Source organism: Cupriavidus sp. 05N38, assembly GCF_056397345.1.
On record NZ_JBFTNF010000065.1, the window covers coordinates 1 to 16,528 of the forward strand.

Here is a 16,528-nt window from a genome sequence, read left to right on the forward strand (position 1 = left end):
GACATGCTCGACCTGTGGTCCTCGATCAACGAGGTCGACGCCGACAATTTCGATCCCGCCGTTGCAACTGGCACGCTCAATATAGGCTTCGCCGCCGAACTGGGCGATACGGTGTTCAACCGCTTCATCCTGCGCATCAAGCAACTGGCGCCGGAACTGCATATCAAGCTGGTCGAGTCCCACTCGTGGGAATCCGACGTGGCCGCCATGCGCGGCAACGAACTGGACCTGGCGTTCTCGCCGTTCCCGACCCGGCATCCCGAGATCGTGGAAGAGATGGTGACCTCGCTGAACCTCTGGGTTTGCGCGCGCAAGAACCATCCCGTACTCAAGGGCACCTGCACGCTGGAGCAATACCTCGACTGCGGCCACATCTTCATGGCGCATTCGGGTGGCAGCGGCCGTCCCGCGCCGTCGCTGATCCCGCTGGACTACGCCTTGCAGCAGCGCGGGCTCAAGCGCAACGCCACGCTGACGGTGCATTCGTGGCGCGCGCAGTCCGAGTTGGCGGCGCAGACCGACATGATCTTTACGGTCAATGCGCTGACCAAGGACATGGCCTGCGAGACCTACGGCCTCAAGGCCTTCCCGTTACCCGCCGAGCTCAATACCACGCTGGGCCTGAACATGTTCTGGCACCGCAGCCGCAACACCCATCCGATGCTGGTGTGGGCGCGCGGCCTGTTCCGCCAGGTCGTCGGCGAATTCGTCGGCGTGCCGGCCGCCGCGCGTGGCGGCCTGCATATCGTGGCCGAGCAGGACGAGCGCGAGACCTGAGCACAGCCCCGGGGGCGATTGCCCGAGGCAAAGAAAAACCGGCGCGGTGCGCCGGTTTTTTTTATGTTCGTCCGCGGCGGATGCAGTTACCGCCGGAAGGCCAGTGTCAGCGCTTGGGGCGGAACTGGCAGTCGTGCTTGGTGCAGTTGCCGTACAGGGACAGCGCGTGTTCCTGCAGCGCGAAGCCGCGCTCGCTGGCGATGCTCTGCTGGCGGCGCTCGATCTCGGAATCGTAGAATTCCTCCACGCGGCCGCAGTCGATGCAGACCAGGTGGTCGTGATGCTTGCCTTCGTTCAGTTCGAAGATGGCCTTGCCGGACTCGAAGTTGTTGCGTGAGAGCAGGCCTGCCTGCTCGAACTGGGTGAGAACGCGATAGACGGTTGCAAGGCCGATATCCATCTGTTCGCTGAGCAGGATGCGGTAAACATCTTCCGCGCTCAGGTGGCGCTGCTCGCTGGTCTGAAAGATCTCGAGGATCTTCAGGCGTGGAACGGTCGCTTTGAGACCGATATTTTTGAGGTCCGCCGGACTCGGCATGGGCGTGACTCCCTAGAGTACAATGTCTGGATTATTGAATCATAAGGGTTTTGGCGGTAAAAGTCGCCTCGGGGGTTGCCTGGGGCGCCGCCGGCTGCCCTAGGCTGCTCCCGCGATGATGCATCGCCCCAGCCGTCTCGTGGCAAACGCCGCGAGGGCCGGAATCGGCACTTTCCTCTCCCTTCTAGAAGCGAGATACATGCGTTCATTTCGTTCGTCCGCCATGCGTCCGACGCTGGTTACCTCTGTGCTGGCTGCTGCTCTGCTGACTGCAGCATGCTCCACTTACGACAATACGTCACGCAAAGTCGCCAACGCGATCACGCCGTACCGTATCAATATCGTGCAAGGCAACTTCGTCTCGCGCGAGGCCGTGTCCCAGCTGCGTGAAGGGATGACGCGCGACCAGGTCAAGTTCCTGCTCGGCACGCCGCTGCTGGCGGACGTCTTCCACGGCAATCGCTGGGATTACGTCTTCTCGTTCCGCCGCGGCAACACCCCGGTGGTGCAGCAGCGCCGCTACACGGTGTTCTTCGACGGCGACAAGCTGGCCAAGTTCGGCGGGGACGAACTCCCGTCCGAATACGAGCTGATCGCGGAAATCGACGGCTACAAGGCCATGCAGGCCAACCAGCGCCCGCTGCGCAAGGACATGGATGTGGTTGCGCCGGCTTCGGCGCCTGCCGCGGCGCCGGTGGATTCGACGGCCGCCGTTGCGCCGGGCGCAGCCAGCCCGTCCGTGCCTGCCGACACCGCGCCGGCAGGCGCTGCCGCGGCCCCCGCTGGCAGCGCGACCGCCGCCGGCAGCAAGTTGACCGAAGAATCGGCATCGGCGCCGGTAGCCGGCCCGAACTCCGCCAACTGAGCAGCCCGCAAGGCAGTCCGCCCGGCCGCCAGTGCAGGCGGCCAGGCGGGCTTGCCGACCCCCGAATACCGGCCGGCCTCACCGCCGGCTTTTTTATGATTGCTGACACGCCATGAATATCGCCATCGCAGGTGCCTCCGGCCGCATGGGCCGCATGCTGATCGAACACGTCCTCGCCACCGAAGGCGTGACCCTGTCGGGCGCGCTGGATGTGCCGGGCGCGCCGGCCCTGGGCCAGGACGCCGGGCTGGTGCTGGGCCGCAACACCGGAGTGACGATCACTTCCGACATCGAAGCGGCACTGGCCGGCGCCGATTGCCTGATCGATTTCACCCGCCCCGAGGGCACGCTGGCGCACGTCGCGGTGGCCGCGCGGCTCGGCGTCAAGATGGTGATCGGCACCACTGGCTTCGACGAAGCCGGCCGCGCCGCGCTGGCGGAGGCCGCCAAGCGCATCGGCGTGGTCTTCGCCGCCAATATGAGCGTTGGTGTCAATGCCACGTTCAAGCTGCTGGAAATGGCCGCCAAGCTGCTGTCCTCCGGCTACGACATCGAAGTCATCGAGGCGCATCACCGGCACAAGGTCGACGCGCCGTCCGGCACCGCCCTCGCGATGGGCGAAGTGGTGGCCAAGGCGCTGGGCCGCGACCTGAAGACCTGCGGCGTGTTTGCGCGCGAAGGCCATACCGGGCCGCGCGACCCCAACTCCATCGGCTTCGCCACCGTGCGCGGCGGTGATATCGTGGGCGACCACACCGTGATGTTCGCCGGCATCGGCGAGCGCATCGAGATCACCCACAAGTCGTCGAGCCGCCAGTCCTACGCCGACGGCGCGGTGCGCGCGGCGCGCTTCCTGGCCGACAAGCCCGCCGGCCTGTTCGACATGCAGGACGTGCTGGGCCTGAAGTAACGGGGCCCGCCGCGCCGTCTGCCCCGACGGTTATAATCGGCGTTTTCGGCATTCCAGCGCAGGCGGGCGCCGCAAGGCAGCCCGCCGCTTTTCTTTTCCACGCTTTGGCCCGCCAACGCGCTTCGCCCGCTGTCCTGAACATGCAAGACAAATACCTTCCCTCCGCCGTTGAACAAGCCGCCCAGCAACACTGGCAAGCGATCGATGCCTACCGCGTGACGGAGCAGGCGAAGCTGGCCGACGGCAGCGAGAAGCCCAAGTTCTATGCCTGCTCGATGCTGCCGTACCCGTCGGGCAAGCTGCATATGGGGCACGTGCGCAACTACACCATCAACGACGTGATGGCGCGCCAGCTGCGCATGACGGGACACAACGTGCTGATGCCGATGGGCTGGGACGCGTTCGGCATGCCCGCCGAAAACGCCGCGCTCAACAACGGCGTGGCGCCGGCGGCCTGGACCTACGACAACATCGCGTACATGAAGCGCCAGATGCAGTCGATGGGCCTGGCCATCGACTGGTCGCGCGAGGTCGCCACCTGCAGCCCGGACTACTACCGCTGGAACCAGTGGCTGTTCCTCAAGATGCTGGAAAAGGGCATCGCCTACCGCAAGACCGGCACCGTCAACTGGGACCCGGTCGACCAGACCGTGCTGGCCAACGAGCAGGTCATCGACGGGCGCGGCTGGCGCTCGGGCGCGCTGGTGGAGAAGCGCGAGATCCCGATGTACTACCTGCGCATCACCCAGTACGCCGAAGAGCTGCTGGGCGACCTCGATGGCCTGGGCTGGCCCGAGCGCGTCAAGATCATGCAGCAGAACTGGATCGGCAAGAGCGTCGGCGTGCGCTTCGCCTTCCCGCACGCGATTGCCGGCGATGACGGCAAGCTGATCGGCGACGGCAAGCTGTACGTGTTCACCACGCGCGCCGACACCATCATGGGCGTGACCTTCTGCGCGGTTGCCGCCGAGCATCCGCTGGCCACGCACGCGGCTGCCACCAACCCGGCGCTGGCTGCCTTCATCGACGAGTGCAAGCACGGCTCGGTGATGGAAGCCGACATGGCCACCATGGAAAAGAAGGGCATGCCCACCGGCCTGAAGGTGGTGCATCCGCTCACCGGCGAGCAGGTCGAGGTGTGGGTCGGCAACTACGTGCTGATGAGCTACGGCGACGGCGCCGTGATGGGCGTGCCCGCGCACGACGAGCGCGACTTCGCCTTCGCCAACAAGTACGGCCTGCCGATCAGGCAGGTCGTCGATGTGAAGGGCCAGCCCTTCTCCACCGAAGCCTGGCAGGAGTGGTACGGCGACAAGGAGCACGGCGTCTGCGTCCACAGCGGCAAGTACGACGGCCTGGCTTACCAGGCCGCGGTGGAGGCCATCGCCGCCGACCTCGGAGAGAAAGGCATCGGCGAGAAGAAGACCACCTGGCGCCTGCGCGACTGGGGCATCTCGCGCCAGCGCTACTGGGGCACGCCGATCCCGCTGATCCACTGCGAGGACTGCGGCGTGGTGCCGGTGCCCGAGCAGGACCTGCCGGTGGTGCTGCCCGAGGACCTGGTGCCGGACGGCACCGGCAACCCGCTGGCCAAGGATCCGCGCTTCCTCGCGTGCACCTGCCCGTCGTGCGGCAAGCCGGCGCGCCGCGAGACCGACACCATGGATACCTTCATCGATTCGTGCTGGTACTACATGCGCTATACCAGCCCGGACGCGGCTGCCATGGTCGATGGCCGCAACGATTACTGGATGCCGATGGACCAGTACATCGGCGGCATCGAACACGCCATCCTGCACCTGCTGTACGCCCGCTTCTGGACCAAGGTCATGCGTGACATGGGCCTGGTCAAGTTCGGCGAGCCGTTCACCAACCTGCTCACCCAGGGCATGGTGCTCAACGACACCTACTACCGCGAGGACGCGGCCGGCAAGAAGACCTGGTACAACCCGGCCGAGGTGGACGTCAGCACCGACGAGCGTGGCCGTCCGCTGGGCGCCGTGCTCAACGCAGACGGCCAGCCGGTGGTGATCGGCGGCGTGGAGAAGATGTCGAAGTCCAAGAACAACGGCATCGACCCGCAGGCGCTGATCGACCAGTATGGCGCCGACACCGCGCGCCTGTTCGTCATGTTCGCCGCGCCGCCCGAGCAGCAGCTCGAGTGGAGCGGCTCCGGCGTGGAAGGCGCGTCGCGCTTCCTGCGCCGCGTGTGGAACTACGGCCATGCCAATGCCGAGGCAATCGCGGCGGCCGGCAATGGCGCGCAGTATGGCGATGGCGACAGCACGCTGCGCCGCGAGCTGCACAGCGTGCTCAAGCAGGCCAACTACGACTACCAGCGCATCCAGTACAACACGGTGGTGTCCGCCACCATGAAGATGCTCAATGCGCTGGAAGACGCCAAGGCCGCCACCCCGGCCGCGCGCCGCGAAGGCTTCGGCATCCTGCTGCGCGTGCTGTATCCAGTGGTGCCGCACATTACCCACGGCCTGTGGCAGGAACTGGGCTACGCCACGCAGTACGGCGACCTGCTCGACGCTCCGTGGCCGCAGGTGGACGAGTCCGCCCTGGTGCAGAGCGAGCTCGAACTCGTGCTGCAGGTCAACGGCAAGGTACGCGGCAGCCTGACGGTGCCGGCCAGTGCCGACCGTGCCGCCATCGAGGCCATGGCCGCCGCCAGCGAGATCGTGGCCAAGTTCGCCGCCGGCGCCGCGCCGAAGAAGATCGTGGTGGTGCCGGGGCGTCTCGTCAACGTGGTGTTGTAAGACGCTGCCGCCAAGCTCATGCCCGTGACCAAGCCAACGAGGGAGTTGCCCGGTATGGATCGACAATCCGATCGACAAGCCGATCGACCGACCGACCGACAGGCCGACCGGCAGACGGATCGAAAGACGCCGGGTGAGCCCGTGCGGGGCCGCCGCATGGCCCTGGCGGCACTGCTGGCGGCCGGCCTGGTGGCCGGCTGCGGCTTTCACATGCGGGGCAACGCGGATTTCGTGTTCAAGAAGCTGTACCTGAGCATCCCGCCCAATACGCTGATGGGCTCGGACCTGCGCCGCGCCATCCGCAATGGCTCGGATACGCAGGTCGTGGCCGATCCCAAGGAAGCCGACGCGCTGCTGGACGTGCTGCAGGACACCCGTACCAAGACGGTGCTGTCGCTCACCACCACCGGCGTGGTGCGCGAATACCGCCTGACGCAACGCTTTACCTTCCGCCTGCGCGATGCCGGCGGCCAGGAACTGATCGCCCCGTCGCAACTGGTGCTCACGCGCGACCTGACCTACAACGAAGCCAACACGCTGGCCAAGGACTACGAAGAGCAACAGCTCTACCGCGACATGCAGCGCGATATCGTGCAGCAGCTGATCCGCCGGCTGGCCGCGGTCAAGGCGATCTGAGCCACGCCCGGCATGCAGCTCAAACTCGACGGACTCGACGCCCATCTGCGCCAGGCCAAGGGACGTGGCCTGGCGCCGCTCTACGTGGTGCACGGCGACGAACACCTGCTGGTGCTGGAGGCGGTCGACCGGCTGCGCCAGGCGGCACGCGAGTCTGGCTTCACCGAGCGCGAGGTGCTGTCCGCCGAGCGCGGCTTCAACTGGGGCCAGGTGGTCCAGGCGCAGCAATCGATGTCGCTGTTCGGTGACCGCAAGATCGTCGAGCTGCGCATTCCTTCCGGCAAGCCCGGCAAGGACGGCGGCGAAGCGCTGCGCGCGGTGGCGGCCCAGCCCTCGCCGGATGTCGTGATGCTGGTCACATTGCCGCGGCTGGATTTCGCCACGGCAAAGTCGGCCTGGTTCCAGGCACTCGAAGGCGCCGGCGTCTCGCTCAAGATCGATGCGGTCGACCGCACCCGCCTGCCGGCGTGGGTCGGCGAGCGGCTGGCACTGCAGCAGCAGCGCGTGGAGCCGGGCGAGCCGGGCCGGCGCGCGCTGCAGTTCGTCGCCGACAAGGTGGAGGGCAACCTGCTGGCGGCCCACCAGGAAATCCAGAAGCTGGGCCTGCTCTATCCGGCCGGCGCGCTGACGTTCGAGCAAGTGCACGATGCGGTGCTCAATGTGGCGCGCTACGACGTGTTCAAGCTATCTGAAGCGATGCTCGGCGGCGACGTGCCGCGCCTGGTGCGCATGCTCGAAGGGCTGCGCGGAGAAGGCCAGGCCACGGTGCTGGTGCTGTGGGCGCTGACCGAGGAAATTCGCGTATTATCCAAGGTCCGGCAAGGGTTGGCGGCAGGCAAGCCGATCGGCGTGCTGACCCGCGAACTGCGTATCTGGGGCCCGCGCGAGAAGCTGGTGCCACAGGCAGCACAGCGGCTTTCAACGGCGCAGCTCGAAAGCGCGCTCGCCATGGCCGCCCGGCTGGACCGCCAGGTCAAGGGCCTGCGCGCCGAGGGCATGCCGGCCGAACCCTGGGACGGCCTGCTGCAGCTGGCTTTGCTTATCGCCAGGTAGGTTGCGCGCCAGGTACGCCCTGCGCACCGCGCACGCGTTCCTGCCAGCCCATCGCCTGCAAAAAACACGCATTGAGGGCCGGTATCGCCCGGCCAGGACTATGAACGAGCTCGATCTCAAGCAATACATGGAACGCGTCGGCCAGCAGGCTCGCGCCGCTTCGCGCGCCATGGCGCGCGCCTCCACCGCCGACAAGAACCGCGCGCTGCTGATCATCGCCGCCGCCATCCGCCGCGATGCCGCGCACCTGAAGGCAGTCAATGCCGGCGATGTCGAGCGTGCCCGCGCCAACGGCCAGGACGCCGCCTTCATCGACCGCCTGACGCTGTCGGACAAGGCCATCGACACCATGGCCGCCGGTCTCGAGCAGATCGCCGCGCTGGCCGACCCGATCGGCGAGATCAGCAACATGAAGTTCCGTCCCACCGGCATCCAGGTGGGGCAGATGCGCGTGCCACTGGGCGTCATCGGCATCATTTACGAGTCGCGTCCCAATGTGACCATCGATGCGGCCGCGCTGTGCCTGAAGTCGGGCAACGCCACCATCCTGCGCGGCGGTTCCGAGGCCATCGGTTCCAATACCGCGCTGGCCGCGCTGGTGGCCGAGGGCCTGGCGGCCGCCGGCCTGCCGCAGCAGGCCGTGCAGGTGGTAGAGACCACCCACCGCGCCAATACGTCGACGTGATCGTGCCGCGTGGCGGCAAGAGCCTGATCGCGCGCCTGATGGAAGAAGCGCGCGTACCGATGATCAAGCACCTCGACGGCATCTGCCACGTCTACATCGACGCCGACGCCGACCTGGACAAGGCCGTGCGCGTCTGTGACAACGCCAAGACCCAGCGCTACGCCCCCTGCAACACCATGGAGACGTTGCTGGTCGCCGCCGGCGTGGCCGCCGCCGCGCTGCCGCCGCTGTGCCGCATCTACCAGGAAAAGGGCGTCGAGCTGCGCGTGTGCGCCGCCACCCGCGCTACGCTGGAAGCCGCCGGCTTCACCGGCCTGGTCGACGCCACCGAGGAAGACTGGCGCCTGGAATACCTGGCGCCGGTGCTGGCGATCCGCACCGTGGCCGGGCTGGACGAGGCCATCGCGCACATCAACACCTACGGCTCGGCGCATACCGATTCCATCATCACCGAGAACTACAGCACCGGCATGCGCTTCCTGCGCGAAGTCGACTCGGCCAGCGTGATGATCAATGCCTCGACGCGCTTCGCGGACGGCTTCGAGTACGGCCTCGGTGCCGAGATCGGCATCTCCAACGACAAGCTGCACGCGCGCGGCCCGGTCGGGCTGGAAGGCCTCACTTCGCTGAAATACGTGGTGTTCGGGCACGGCGAGATCCGCACCTGAGTTCGGCCTGGCTGGCGGGCTGTCCCGCCGCCTGCCGGCGCCTGTCCGGCGCCTTTTCCGGCCCGGACGTGCCTTGCAGTCGTCACGCATCACGGTCATCGTCCTGGCCGCACCATCAACCCCACACAAGAAGCCAGATGCTCTGGGTCAAAGCGCTGCATATCGTCTTCGTCGTCTCCTGGTTTGCCGGCCTGTTCTACCTGCCGCGCATCTTCGTCAACCTCGCCATGGAGACCGACGCCGCCGGCGTGCAGCGGCTGTTGCTGATGGCGCGCAAGCTCTATCGCTTCATGACCATGCTGGCGGTGCCGGCGCTGGTGTTCGGCCTGTGGCTCTATCTCGGCTACGGCATCGGGCGCGGCCCGGGGCAGGGCTGGATGCACGCCAAGCTGGCGCTGGTGCTGGTGCTGATCGGCTATCACCACGGCTGCGGCGTGCTGCTGAAGAAGTTCGAGGGCGGGCGCAACACGCGTTCGCATACCTTCTACCGCTGGTTCAACGAATTGCCGGTGCTGGTGCTGCTGGCGGTGGTGATCCTGGTGGTGGTCAAGCCGTTCTGAGCCGACCGGCGTGAAACGCAGGGGAAGCCGCGCGGCGGCCGCAAGCACGGCGCGGCGTTTTCCCGTATTGTTCCCGGTTCGGTTTCCGGATCGCTGTTCGCATTGCCGTTTTCCCCACAGTCCAAGGCGCTGTTGACGCGCGCCGCCCCCGTCCAGAGGACATGATGAGCAAGCAGGTCGACTACTATCTTTCCCCGCAATCGCCGTTCGTCTACCTTGGGCACGCACGCTTCACCGCGCTCGCGGCCAAGTACGGCGTGCAGGTCAATCTCAAGCCCAGCGACCTGGGCAAGGTGTTTTCGGTCTCGGGCGGACTGCCGCTGGCGCAGCGCCCGCCCCAGCGCCAGGCCTACCGGCTGGTGGAACTGGCCCGCTGGAGCGAATTCCTGGGCCTGCCGCTGAACCTGCACCCGACCTATTTCCCGGTGTCCGGCGACGCCGCCAGCAAACTGATCATCGCCGTGCAGCTGGCGCACGGCACCGCGCGCGCCATGGAGCTGGTCGGCGCGATCGGCCGCGCCCTGTGGGCCGAGCAGCGTAATATCGCCGACGCCCCCACGCTGGTCCAGCTTGCCGACGGCATCGGCCTGGATGGCGCCGCGATGCTCAAGGCCAGCGAGGCCCAGGCCGTGCAGGCGGACTACGCCCAGCACACCCAGGATGCGATCTCCGCCGGTGCCTTCGGCGCGCCATGGTTCGTCTACGAAGGCCAGTCGTACTGGGGCCAGGATCGCCTGGACTTCCTCGAGCGCGCCTTCGCGGCTGGCTGAAGCCCCGCGGCGCGGTACACTGCGCGCTATCCGACCCCGTCCGCCACGGCGGACGTTTTTGTTTGCAGGAATACCCAATCCATGTCCCAAGCCTTCTTTGCCCCTTGCCCGCGCGGTCTGGAAAGCGCGCTCGCCGAAGAGCTGCGCGAAATCGCAGCCCGGCCCGGCATGGCCGCGCTCGCGCCGTTCCAGGTCCATCGCGAGATGCCGGGCGGCGTCACGTTCTCGGGCGAGATGGTGGCGGCCTACGCAGTAAACCTGCATTCGCGCATTGCCAGCCGCGTGCTCATGCGCGTGGCCGCACGCGGCTACCGCCGCGAGGACGATATCTACGACCTGGCGCGCGGCCAGCGCTGGGAACAATGGTTCTCGCCAGACGAGACATTGCGGGTGGACGTGACGGCACACCGCTCGCCGCTGCAGAGCCTGAACTTCATCGGGCTGCGCGTGAAGGACGGGGTGTGCGACGCCATGCGCGAGCGTCTCGGCGCGCGGCCCAGCGTGGATACCGTCAGTCCCGATGTGCGCATTTATGCCCACCTGACCGAGCACGACGTCACGCTCTATCTCGACACCTCCGGCGAGCCGCTGTTCAAGCGCGGCTGGCGCATGGAGAAGGGCGAGGCGCCACTGAAGGAAAACCTTGCCGCCGGCATCCTGCGCCTGGCCGGCTGGGTGCCGGGCCAGACCGAACAACCCTTCTACGATCCGATGTGCGGCAGCGGCACCTTCCTGGTGGAGGCGACCCAGGTCGCCCTGGGCATCGCGCCGGGCGCCGGGCGCAGCTTCGCCTTCGAATGGCTCAAGGGCGCCGATACGCGCGGCTGGCAGGCCCTGAAGGCGGCCGCACAGGCGGACATCGAGGCCGCGCGCGCGCGCGCCGTGGCAGAGCCGCTGGAGATTGCCGGCAGCGATATTTCCACCGACCTGCTGTCGATGACCGAAGCCAACTGGCAACGCGCCGGCCTGCCCGGCGAGCCGCAGCTCAAGCAGGTGGACGCGCGCTTTGCGCAGCCGCCGTTCGCGACGCCGGGCATGTTGCTGATGAACCCGCCCTACGGGGAGCGGATCGCCGTGCGCGGCGAGCGCCGCCGCCCGCTGGAGGAGGCGCCCGACAATGGGGTCGAGGACGAGGCCGCCAACCAGTTTGCCAGCGCCTTTGCCACCACGCTGAAGCAGAATTTCGCCGGCTGGCAGGCCTGGATCTTCACCGGCGACCTCGGCCTGCCGCGTCGGCTGCGGCTCAAGGAGTCGCGCCGCACGCCCCTCTACAACGGCAATATCGAATGCCGGCTGTTCCGTTTCGACATGGTGCGTGGCGGCAATCGCAGCAACAACGGCAACGGCGACAGCGGCGCGGCTTCGGCCTGACGCCCCGCGCAGAGGGTGGTAGCAGGGATGAGGGCAGGGGGGATCCCCTGCCGCCCGTGATGCCGTGTGCCGCTGCCTGCGGCGGCCTGGCGCCGGATCAGTGTCCGCGGCCGGTGATGCGCTCGGGTTCCCGGGCGAAGTCCTTCAGGAAGTCCTGGAAGCTGACGATGGGTTCCTGCAGCAGGTGGCGCGGCAGGTCGAACAGCGCGTAGAAATAATCCTCGCGGCCGGCGCAATGCTCGGCCGGCAGGCAGTACTGCTCCCAGTCGATGCAGGCCGGCGTGTACATGCCGTTACCGGGCCAGAAGAAGGGCACGATGCGGCCCTCGCGCAGGCCTTCGATCAGTGCCGCGGGCGCGTCGTAGGCCTCGGCCGACTCCACCTGGTTCATCAGCCCGGCCCGCGTCTCGATCACCATCAGCGTGGCATGCCCCTGCGCCGTCAGCATCAGGATGCCGGCCGGGTTGGGGTAAAGGTAGTACTCCACGAAGCCATAGCGCGCTGTGATCTGGCGCACCCGGTCGCAGATCACCGGATCGGACAGGAAGGAAAACGAATGCCGCGTCAGCAGGTCGCGCAGCGTGCGCGACAGCGTGGCGAAATACTGCTGCTGCAACGCATCGATCTCCTGGTCCAGCCGCTCCACCATATTGCTGTCGTGCTTCTTGACGTAGCGGTCGATCAGGCCGTGATTGAAGCCTTGCACGGCAATGCTCTCGTCCGCGGTGCCGGTCAGCAGGATGGTCTTGCACGGCAGGTCCTGCAGCGCCTGGCAGAACTCCAGGCCGTTCATCTGCGGCATCGAATAATCGACCACGATCACGCCCGGCTGCACGTAGCGGTTGATGTCGTGGATCTGCCGGTAGATGCGGTCGATATCGAGCTGCACGGTACGCCGCTCGGTCAGGAAAGTCAGGTCATCGTGCGTCACCCGCACCGGCAGGAAACCGGTGAAGCGCGCGTAGGTGTCGCGGATCCACTGCAGCGCCTCGCGCGGGTCGGTGAAGGTCACCACCGGCCGCGACGGATCCATCTGGAACGCCAGGCTGTCGATAAACGACTTGCTGTCGTCGACGAGCACCGTCAGGATCGGGTGGTGGAAGACCGACAGATTCCTGTCCTGGGGGTTGAATGTCATGTTGCGTTCGGCTTGAGCGTCTCTCGGACACTTCGGGCGGGTGGGTTCGGCGCGGCAGGGGACGGACCTGTGCGGCCGGGCCGGTGGCGGATCGGCCCGCGAACACTCCGTGGCCGAAGACCGGAACCAGTATAGCGCGCTCGCGCCCCCGCGCAACCGCAGTGCGGCGGGGTTGAAGGAGGGGGGTGACGCCGGGGCGTGGCGCGTGTGGCGTGCGGGCAGCGGCGCCGGGCACGGGCGTGGCCCGCGCCCGGCGCCCTGGCGTGCTCAGTCGACGGCCTTGCCCATGTCCTCGACCACCTTCTTGGCGTCGCCGAACACCATCATGGTCTTGTCCATGTAGAACAACTCGTTGTCGAGACCGGCATAGCCGGCCGCCATCGAGCGCTTGTTCACGATGATGGTCTTGGGGCACTTCGGCCTCGGCCAGCAGCACGTTCATGTGGCCCGGCATGCGGCCCGCCACCGGGTGGATGGCGTACTTCACCGTCACACCCTTCTCGACCAGCTTCTCGGTCAGTTCCTTGAGCGCGTGCTGCGCGCGCGCCACCGCCAGGCCGTAGCCCGGCACGATGATCACGGTCTCGGCGTTGCCCATCAGGAAGGCCGCGTCATCGGCCGAGCCGGACTTGACCGGGCGCTGCTGCTGCTCGCCGGCGGCCGCCCCCGCGGCCGTGCCGCCGAAGCCGCCCAGCAGCACGTTGAAGAACGAGCGGTTCATGGCGCGGCACATGATGTACGAGAGGATCGCACCGCTCGATCCCACCAGCGAGCCGGCGATGATCAGCATCGGGTTGTTGAGCGAGAAGCCGATGCCGGCCGCCGCCCAGCCCGAGTACGAGTTCAGCATCGACACCACCACCGGCATGTCGGCGCCGCCGATCGGGATGATGATCAGCACGCCCAGCACGAAGGCGATCGCCAGCATCACCACGAAGGGCAGCCAGCTCTGCGACAGGAAGAAGATCACCCCGAAGCCGATCATCGCCACCGCCAGCAGCAGGTTGAGCATGTGCTGGCCGGGGAAGGACACCGGCGCGCCCTGGAACAGGCGGAACTTGTAGCGCCCGGCCAGCTTGCCGAAGGCGATCACCGAGCCCGAGAAGGTGATGGCACCGACGAAGCAGCCGATGAACAGCTCGATGCGGTTGCCCAGCGGGATGTCGTGCGAGCCCGCCGGCGTGATGCCGAAGGCGGCCGGTTCGGCCACCGCGGCCACCGCGATGAACACCGCCGCCAGGCCGATCAGCGAGTGCATCGCCGCGACCAGCTCGGGCATCTTGGTCATCTCGACTTTCTTCGCCACGTAGGCGCCGATGCCGCCGCCCACCACCAGCGCGCCGAAGATCAGGTGACCGAATTCATCGAGAGTCCGTTCATCACGCGGCCTCCGCCAGCTTGTCGCCGATCGTCGCGGCGGCCTTCGGCTTTGCTTCGGTCCTGGGCGCCTTCTTCTTGAACATATCGAGCATGCGCTGCGTGACGAGAAAGCCGCCGAATACGTTGACGGCGGCCAGCGCCACCGCCAGCGTGCCCATCAGGCGGCCGGTCGTATCTTCCGTCAGCCCGGCCGCCAGCATGGCGCCGACGATGACGATGGCCGAGATGGCATTGGTCACGGCCATCAGCGGGGTGTGCAGGGCGGGCGTCACGGTCCAGACCACGTGGTAGCCGACGTAGATCGCCAGCACGAAGATGATCAGGTTGATCACGGTGTGGTTAATCATTTCCATTGAGGTCTCCTTAGCCGGCAAGCGCCGTTTCCTCTTGCGCGGTCATCAGGCAGGCGGCGACGATGTCGTCCTGTCTGTCGATCGCCACCCGGCCTTCCTTGTCGAGAATCAGCTTGAGGAAGTCGAGCACGTTGCGGGCGTACAGGGCCGAGGCGTCGGCCGCGACCATCGAGGCCAGGTTGGTATGCCCGACAAGGATGACGCCGTGGCGCTCGACCACTTCGTCCGCCACGGTCAGCGGGCAGTTGCCGCCCTGCGCCGCGGCCAGGTCGACCACCACCGAGCCGGGCTTCATCTGCCGGACGGTGGCTTCATGCAGCAGCGTCGGCGCCTTGCGCCCGGGGATCAGGGCCGTCGTGATGACGATATCGGCCTGGATGGCGCGCTGGTGGACCAGTTCGGCCTGCCGCTTCATCCAGTCCGGCGGCATCGGACGGGCATAGCCGCCCGCGCCCTGCGCGATCTCGCGTTCTTCATCGGTGAGGAAAGGCACGTCGAGGAACTTGCCGCCGAGCGATTCGATCTGTTCCTTCACGGCGGGACGCACGTCGGAGGCTTCGATCACGGCGCCCAGGCGCTTGGCCGTGGCGATGGCTTGCAGGCCCGCAACGCCGGCGCCGAGGATCAGCACGCGTGCGGCCTTGACAGTGCCGGCGGCAGTCATCAGCATCGGCATGAAGCGCTGGTAGTGGTGCGCGGCCACCAGCACGGCCTTGTAGCCGGCGATGTTGGCCTGCGAGGAGAGCACGTCCATGCTCTGCGCCCGCGTGGTGCGCGGCGCGGCTTCCAGCGCGAAGGCGGTGATGCCGGCAGCCGCCATGCGCGCCTTGTTTTCCGCGTCGAAGGGATTCAGCATGCCGACGACAACGGTGCCGGGCATGATCGCGCCCAGTTCCGCCGGCCCGGGGGCGCAGACCTTCAGTACGAGTCCGGCGCCAAGCGCCTCGGCGGCGGTGCCGATGCGGGCGCCGACAGCCTCATAGGCGGCATCGGGCAGGCTCGCGCGCGTGCCGGCACCACTTTGCACGATGACCTGATGGCCTTGTGCGACATATTTCTTGACGGTTTCCGGTGTCGCGGCAACACGTGCCTCTCCCGGCCGGATCTCAGTCGGGATCCCTATCTGCATTGGATGTCTCCGGTGGTCCCGGGCGCGCCTCTCGTCGATCTGGGCGCGCCGTGGGTCAGGGGCGGGGGGTGCCGGGCGGCGTGCCCGGCACGGTCATGCCCGGGTGATCAGCGGGGGGCCTCCCCCTCCAGCGTCACGCGGTTCAGCACGCGCTCGGCGTTGCCGTAGTCGTGCACGGCGTAGTGCATCGTGCAGCGGTTGTCCCACATCACTACGTCGCCCTCCTGCCACATATGGCGGTAGACGTTGTCCGGGGTGGTGGAATGCTCGTACAGGAAGTCGAGTAGCGGGCGGCTCTCGGCCTCGGTCATGCCCTCGATGCGCAAGGCGGTATCGGGGTGGCCGACGTACAGTGCCTTGCGGCCGGTCTCGGGATGGGTGCGCACGATCGGGTGCACGGCGGTCGGTACCTTGTCGGATCCGGTCATCCTGGCCAGGCGGGCGCCGCTGAATGTCGCGCGCAGGCCCTCGATCAGGCGCTGCATGGTGGGCGACAGGCGGTCGTACGACAGGTACTGGTTGCACCACATCGTGTCGCCGCCGACAGGGATCACGATCCCCGACAGGATGGAGATCTTGGGCGGCACCGGCGTGTAGATCGAGTCGGAGTGCCAGGCCTCGGTCGAGGCGGTCTCCTTGGGTATCTTCGTGACCTGGGCCAGTTCCGGGAATTCGTTGAGGCCCTTGAGCAGCGGGTTGCCCTGCACCGGCGTACCCCACAGGCGGGCGAAGGCGACTTGTGCCGCCGGCTGCAGGAACTGGCCACGGAACACCAGCATGCCATGCTCGAGGAAGGCCTGGTGCAGAACCTGGAAGGCTGCATCGTTGATCGGGTCGTTCAGATTCACACCCGTGACGGCGGCGCCGACCGAGCCGGTCAGCGGCCTGATTTCGATACTCATCGTGGTCTCCTGTAATCGTGTGATTTGT

The 16,528-nt window shown here is 67.1% G+C and carries 14 protein-coding genes and 2 pseudogenes; 10 read left to right on the plus strand and 6 right to left on the minus strand.

The window, feature by feature from the left end:
* A partial coding sequence (locus AC1DK4_RS32580; protein WP_477132020.1) for a LysR substrate-binding domain-containing protein occupies nucleotides 1-777 on the plus strand: 777 nt, incomplete at its 5' end.
* A 106-nt stretch (nucleotides 778-883) separates the two neighbouring features.
* Here AC1DK4_RS32580 and fur read toward each other — a convergent pair.
* A complete protein-coding gene (gene fur / locus AC1DK4_RS32585; protein ID WP_441617684.1) occupies nucleotides 884-1,315 on the minus strand; it encodes a ferric iron uptake transcriptional regulator in 432 nt (143 codons plus the stop codon).
* Nucleotides 1,316-1,514: 199 nt separating this feature from the next.
* On the opposite strand from fur, the gene AC1DK4_RS32590 reads away from it, so the two are divergent.
* From AC1DK4_RS32590 to AC1DK4_RS32630, 9 genes and pseudogenes are all read left to right on the plus strand, one after another.
* Nucleotides 1,515-2,180, plus strand: coding sequence for an outer membrane protein assembly factor BamE (locus tag AC1DK4_RS32590; protein WP_441617682.1), 666 nt, complete (start codon nucleotides 1,515-1,517; stop codon nucleotides 2,178-2,180).
* Nucleotides 2,181-2,292: 112 nt separating this feature from the next.
* Nucleotides 2,293-3,090, plus strand: a complete 798-nt coding sequence (gene dapB, locus AC1DK4_RS32595) for a 4-hydroxy-tetrahydrodipicolinate reductase (RefSeq protein ID WP_441617680.1) — start codon at nucleotides 2,293-2,295, stop codon at nucleotides 3,088-3,090.
* Nucleotides 3,091-3,230: 140 nt separating this feature from the next.
* Entirely contained in the window at nucleotides 3,231-5,855 is a 2,625-nt protein-coding gene (leuS, locus tag AC1DK4_RS32600; protein ID WP_441617678.1) for a leucine--tRNA ligase, read from the plus strand.
* A 156-nt stretch (nucleotides 5,856-6,011) separates the two neighbouring features.
* The gene (locus AC1DK4_RS32605; RefSeq protein ID WP_441617676.1) at nucleotides 6,012-6,491 is read left to right on the plus strand and encodes an LPS-assembly lipoprotein LptE; all 480 of its coding nucleotides are present in this window, start codon (nucleotides 6,012-6,014) and stop codon (nucleotides 6,489-6,491) included.
* Nucleotides 6,492-6,503: 12 nt separating this feature from the next.
* On the plus strand, nucleotides 6,504-7,544 hold the full coding sequence (holA, locus tag AC1DK4_RS32610) for a DNA polymerase III subunit delta (protein WP_441617674.1): 1,041 nt from the start codon (nucleotides 6,504-6,506) through the stop codon (nucleotides 7,542-7,544).
* Between the two features lie 100 nt (nucleotides 7,545-7,644).
* Nucleotides 7,645-8,897, plus strand: a pseudogene (locus AC1DK4_RS32615) (glutamate-5-semialdehyde dehydrogenase).
* A 137-nt stretch (nucleotides 8,898-9,034) separates the two neighbouring features.
* Nucleotides 9,035-9,457, plus strand: a complete 423-nt coding sequence (locus tag AC1DK4_RS32620; protein WP_441617670.1) for a CopD family protein — start codon at nucleotides 9,035-9,037, stop codon at nucleotides 9,455-9,457.
* 164 nt (nucleotides 9,458-9,621) lie between these two features.
* Entirely contained in the window at nucleotides 9,622-10,227 is a 606-nt protein-coding gene (locus tag AC1DK4_RS32625) for a 2-hydroxychromene-2-carboxylate isomerase (RefSeq protein ID WP_441617913.1), read from the plus strand.
* An 81-nt stretch (nucleotides 10,228-10,308) separates the two neighbouring features.
* A complete protein-coding gene (locus AC1DK4_RS32630) occupies nucleotides 10,309-11,598 on the plus strand; it encodes a THUMP domain-containing class I SAM-dependent RNA methyltransferase (protein WP_441617668.1) in 1,290 nt (429 codons plus the stop codon).
* A 97-nt stretch (nucleotides 11,599-11,695) separates the two neighbouring features.
* Here the strand turns inward: AC1DK4_RS32630 and AC1DK4_RS32635 are convergent, their stop codons facing one another.
* The 5 genes and pseudogenes from AC1DK4_RS32635 to AC1DK4_RS32655 all read right to left on the minus strand — a co-directional run bounded on the left by AC1DK4_RS32635 (nucleotide 11,696) and on the right by AC1DK4_RS32655 (nucleotide 16,500).
* Nucleotides 11,696-12,736, minus strand: coding sequence for a response regulator (locus AC1DK4_RS32635; RefSeq protein WP_441617666.1), 1,041 nt, complete (start codon nucleotides 12,734-12,736; stop codon nucleotides 11,696-11,698).
* Between the two features lie 267 nt (nucleotides 12,737-13,003).
* Nucleotides 13,004-14,087 (minus strand): annotated as a pseudogene (locus AC1DK4_RS32640) (NAD(P)(+) transhydrogenase (Re/Si-specific) subunit beta); the annotation flags it as partial.
* A gap of 28 nt (nucleotides 14,088-14,115) precedes the next feature.
* Nucleotides 14,116-14,469, minus strand: a complete 354-nt coding sequence (locus AC1DK4_RS32645) for an NAD(P) transhydrogenase subunit alpha part 2 (RefSeq protein WP_441650188.1) — start codon at nucleotides 14,467-14,469, stop codon at nucleotides 14,116-14,118.
* A 10-nt stretch (nucleotides 14,470-14,479) separates the two neighbouring features.
* Nucleotides 14,480-15,598, minus strand: a complete 1,119-nt coding sequence (locus AC1DK4_RS32650) for a Re/Si-specific NAD(P)(+) transhydrogenase subunit alpha (protein ID WP_441622909.1) — start codon at nucleotides 15,596-15,598, stop codon at nucleotides 14,480-14,482.
* Between the two features lie 107 nt (nucleotides 15,599-15,705).
* Nucleotides 15,706-16,500: a TauD/TfdA dioxygenase family protein gene (locus AC1DK4_RS32655; protein ID WP_441622911.1), complete on the minus strand. Its 795-nt coding sequence runs from the start codon at nucleotides 16,498-16,500 to the stop codon at nucleotides 15,706-15,708.
* Between the last annotated feature and the right edge of the window lie 28 nt (nucleotides 16,501-16,528).